A 2,531-nucleotide genomic window follows, 5' to 3' on the forward strand; every position below is an offset into this window, starting at 1 on the left:
GGAGGAGTCCATCCCATTGGGTAAGCGAAGCGCACCCGCGATGACGGTTATGGCAAAATGAAACAGCAACAGATTATGTAGGTTCTTTTTTTATTACTTAGGAGTTTGTTATGGCACGTGCCAGCGCCCGTCATATTTTGGTAAGCAGTGAAGAGCAGTGCAACACACTGAAGCAAGAGATCGAAAACGGTCGTGATTTCGCAGAAGTGGCCAAGCAGCACTCTAGCTGCCCTTCTGGCCGTCAAGGCGGTGACCTGGGTAGCTTTGGCCCCGGCCAAATGGTACCGGAATTCGACAAGGTCGTTTTCAGCGGTGACCTGAACAAGGTACACGGCCCGGTCAAAACCCAGTTTGGTTACCACCTGTTGGAAATTACCAGCCGCAGTTAATGGCGCCGAACATCCGTCAAGCACCGCGGCAATGCTGTCGCGGTGTGAGGAGCACGCCTTGAACGATCCCATTATTACTATTGAAGGCTTGAACAAAACCTACGAAGGTGGCTTTCAAGCTCTTAGCCGTGTGGATTTAACCATTCAACGCGGTGAAATTTTTGCCCTGCTTGGCCCCAACGGGGCGGGCAAAACAACGTTAATCAGCGTGGTGTGCGGGCTGGTGAATCCAACCCAGGGCCACGTGTTAGTCGATGGCTATGATAGCGTTAGCCACTATCGTCAGGCCCGTGAACGTATTGGTCTTGTACCTCAAGAGCTGACCAACGAAGCCTTTGAAACGGTATGGAATACGGTCAGTTTTAGCCGAGGCTTGTTTGGTAAGCCGCCGAATCCAGCGCATATCGAGAAAGTGCTTAAGTCGCTGGCCTTGTGGGACAAACGCAACAATCGTTTGATGACCCTTTCCGGTGGCATGAAGCGCCGTGTATTGATCGCCAAAGCGCTCTCTCATGAACCACGCATTCTATTCCTAGATGAACCCACTGCTGGGGTAGACGTCGAGCTACGCCGTGATATGTGGGAAGTGGTGCGCGGGCTGCGGGATAATGGTGTCACGATCATTCTCACCACCCATTACATTGAAGAAGCCGAAGAAATGGCCGACCGCATTGGTGTCATCAACCGCGGTGAGATTGTGTTGGTGGAAGAGAAAGCAGCGCTGATGAACAAGCTTGGCAGCAAGCAACTAACGCTTCAGCTGCACACGCCGCTCTCTGCATTGCCTGCGTCCCTTGATCAAGACGAGCTGAGTTTGGCAGCAGATGGCTATGAGTTGGTGTACACCTACGATGGCCGTCAGGAAGAGGATGGGCGCGGTATTTCTGCGCTGCTCACTCAGTTGGAAAGGGCGGGCATTGGCTTTAAAGACCTGCACACCCGGCAAAGCTCGTTGGAAGATATTTTCGTCGACTTGGTAAAGGAGCGCCCATGAATCTCTACCCCGTTCGTGCCATTTATATGGCAGAAATGGCGCGTACTCGCCGTACCTTGCTGCAAAGCATTGTGTCGCCAGTGATTTCAACCTCGCTTTACTTTGTGGTGTTTGGCGCGGCGATTGGTTCACGCATCAGCGAAATTAACGGGGTCAGCTACGGGGCCTTTATTGTGCCCGGTCTGATTATGCTGATGCTACTTACTCAGAGTGTCTCTAATGCCTCGTTTGGGATTTTCTTCCCGAAGTTCTCCGGCAGCATTTATGAAATTCTCTCAGCGCCCATCTCTTATTTAGAAGTGGTGGTCGGTTATGTGGGCGCTGCTGCCTCGAAATCGATCATTCTGGGGCTGATTATCCTGGCAACGTCCAGCTTATTTGTGCCACTGGAGATCGCTCATCCGATTTGGATGCTCACCTTCCTGATACTGACCGCGGTCACCTTCAGCCTGCTGGGCTTTATTATCGGCATTTGGGCAGATGGTTTCGACAAGCTGCAGTTGGTGCCTTTGCTGGTGATCACCCCGCTAACGTTTTTGGGGGGGAGTTTCTACTCTATTGATATGCTGCCGCCGTTTTGGCAAACCGTGACGTTAGCCAACCCCGTGGTCTACTTGGTCAGTGGATTCCGTTGGAGCTTCTACGGCATTGGCGATGTTAGCTTAGCGGCCAGCGTGGCGATGATCATGCTCTTCCTTGCGGCCAGCCTTGCCACCATTGCCTGGATTTTCCGCACCGGTTATCGCTTAAAGCCCTAAACCTGCGGATTGCCTGTTGAGCGGTTCTTTGCCAACACCGCTCTTTTGATGATTTGTTTTTTTAATCAACCGTTCTTAGCTAAATCGCTCTTAAATAAAAGGTAACTCCCGCTTATGCCGCTACTGCAAAGTATTGTGCACCGCCTTGATCCATCACTAGATGGTGAACGTTTGACCGTCACGGCGGCACCTGCGTCAACACCCGCGGCCAACGACGATCCTGTGATGGCAAGCTTGGTGAATTCGCTAAATGACACCTACAACACCAAAGCCAAAGGGTGGGGGCGATTTGCTGAGCAGGGCGAGCAGGCTGGTCCGCTGGTAGCTTGGCTTCGGGCGTATATGGCAGAAGAGCAAGATTTTACCCAGCTTTCTATTGCGATTGCCGAA

4 protein-coding genes are annotated in these 2,531 nt (G+C 52.2%); all 4 read left to right on the plus strand.

Annotated features, from left to right (window positions below):
- Positions 1–110 precede the first annotated feature (110 nt).
- Positions 111–389 (plus strand): peptidylprolyl isomerase, encoded by a 279-nt coding sequence (locus tag INT22_RS11990; RefSeq protein ID WP_009722821.1) that lies wholly within the window; start codon positions 111–113, stop codon positions 387–389.
- A gap of 58 nt (positions 390–447) precedes the next feature.
- Positions 448–1,383, plus strand: coding sequence for an ABC transporter ATP-binding protein (locus tag INT22_RS11995; RefSeq protein WP_193060793.1), 936 nt, complete (start codon positions 448–450; stop codon positions 1,381–1,383).
- Positions 1,380–2,141, plus strand: a complete 762-nt coding sequence (locus tag INT22_RS12000) for an ABC transporter permease (RefSeq protein ID WP_193060794.1) — start codon at positions 1,380–1,382, stop codon at positions 2,139–2,141. The genes INT22_RS11995 and INT22_RS12000 overlap by 4 nt, the downstream gene beginning before the upstream one ends.
- A gap of 114 nt (positions 2,142–2,255) precedes the next feature.
- On the plus strand, positions 2,256–2,531 hold a 276-nt coding region (locus tag INT22_RS12005), incomplete at its 3' end, for a nucleoid-associated protein (protein WP_193068281.1).

This window comes from Halomonas sp. 3D7M, assembly GCF_014897885.1.
Taxonomy (GTDB): Bacteria; Pseudomonadota; Gammaproteobacteria; order Pseudomonadales; family Halomonadaceae; genus Vreelandella.